This is a genomic window from Kitasatospora sp. NPDC058190 (assembly GCF_042883685.1).
In the GTDB taxonomy this organism is placed as follows: domain Bacteria; phylum Actinomycetota; class Actinomycetes; order Streptomycetales; family Streptomycetaceae; genus Kitasatospora.
The window spans coordinates 1-1551 of sequence record NZ_JBHVVI010000025.1; the positions used below are offsets into that span (position 1 = coordinate 1).

At 70.2% G+C, this 1551-nt stretch carries 3 protein-coding genes; all 3 read right to left on the minus strand.

Annotated features, from left to right (window positions below; translation table 11 throughout):
- Positions 1–2 precede the first annotated feature (2 nt).
- The 3 genes from ACFVWU_RS14355 to ACFVWU_RS14365 all read right to left on the minus strand — a co-directional run bounded on the left by ACFVWU_RS14355 (position 3) and on the right by ACFVWU_RS14365 (position 1413).
- A complete protein-coding gene (locus ACFVWU_RS14355; RefSeq protein WP_380608525.1) occupies positions 3–353 on the minus strand; it encodes a DUF2516 family protein in 351 nt (116 codons plus the stop codon).
- Between the two features lie 122 nt (positions 354–475).
- Entirely contained in the window at positions 476–1003 is a 528-nt protein-coding gene (locus ACFVWU_RS14360) for a hypothetical protein (protein WP_387619693.1), read from the minus strand.
- Positions 1004–1005: 2 nt separating this feature from the next.
- Positions 1006–1413, minus strand: coding sequence for a helix-turn-helix domain-containing protein (locus ACFVWU_RS14365; RefSeq protein WP_387619696.1), 408 nt, complete (start codon positions 1411–1413; stop codon positions 1006–1008).
- Positions 1414–1551: the final 138 nt, after the last annotated feature.

Consider the following 1551-nt stretch of genomic DNA (forward strand, 5'->3'; position numbering starts at 1 on the left):
GCCTACCAGGGGCCGTACGGGCCGGTGTTGCTCCGGCCGCCACGGCCGCTGCCGCCGGTCAGCGCTCGGATCGCCGGGCGGACGTCCACCACGTAGACGATCGAGGCGACCAAGCCGACCAGGGTGCCGATGCTGCCGAGGAAGTTCGCCCCGAACAGCAGGTCCCATCCGAAGCTGATCCCGAGGATGGCCAGCCAGAACCCCTTGGTCTTCTTGTCCGCCGCCCGGTAGGCGTCCTCCCGGCGGGTGGCCGCGTCGAGCAGCGCGAAGAGCTTGTAGCCCAGGATGGCCACGGCCATCCACCAGAACGGGTTCAGGTAGGAAAAGGCCAGGATCTGGAACACTCCGGTCATCGCGATCTCCTACGTCTCTCGGCTTGCCACGCCCCGGCCGTCGCCCATCCTGGCACGGCGACCGCTCGCAATGCTGTCAACGTCCGGCCGTCACCGGATGTGCCCGTGGCCGCGGGCCCCGATCACTCCGTGCTGTCGGGAGTGCCCTTCCGGGCCTTGGCGGACTTCTTCGGCGCGGCGGCGGGAGCACCGTCCTCGACCGGTTCGGCCTCGACCAGTTCGGCGGTCTCGGTGGCGTCGATGGTGTCGGTGGCGTCGATGGTGTCGTCCTGCGGGCGGGCCTTGTCGACCACGACCTTGCCGCGCTCGGCCAGCTCGTCGTACGTCTCCTTGGCCTTCACCGCCAGCTCGACTGCGCGGGCCACCTGCTGGAGGGCGAAGCCCTGGGCCCGCTCCTGCAGCGCCTTCAGGTCGGCGGGGAGGGTGGTGACGGCCCCGGTGACCTTGGCGGGCGCCCCGGTCAGCAGCTCCTGCGCCTCGTGCAGCTTGGCGGTCGCCTTCTCCTGTGCGGTCCTGCGGTCCGCCGCCAGCGCCTCGACCTTGCCCGGCACCTCGCGCAGCTTCTCGTAGGCGAGGTCCCCTGCGCCGGCCAGGGCGTACAGCGGGGTCGGGTCGGTGAGGGTCTTCTTGATGTCGTCAGTGATCGGCATGGTTACCGGTCCTCCCGGTGGGTGTTCTGGATGGCTGCGCCGTCGGTCGTGGGACCGGAGGCCGAAGCGGCGTTCTCCTTGAGGAAGGCGTCGTAGACCGCGAGCAGTGCTTGCTTCTGCTGCTCGTTGATCAGCGGATCGGCCAGGATCGAGGCACGCAGCTCCAGCCCCTCACCCCGCCGCTCCTCCAGGATCCCGGCCTGGACGTAGAGCGTCTCCGCCGAGATCCGCAGCGCCTTCGCGATCTGCTGCAGGATCTCCGCGCTCGGCTTGCGCAACCCTCGCTCGATCTGGCTCAGGTACGGGTTGGACACGCCGGCGGCCTCCGCCAGTTGGCGCAGCGAGTACTGCGCGCTGCGGCGCTGCTCGCGGATGTACTCGCCCAGGGAGGCGACGTTGAGTGAGGCCATGTGGACAGGGTGCGGCAGGGCGCTTGCAATTGCAAGCAGGGTGCTAGCGGGGGGCAAGCGGGGTGTTTGTGTTGGGGGGGCTTTCGGGAGGGTGGGTGGCCGGGGGCGGCTCCGGGGGTGGCCGCTCCGGGGGCTGGA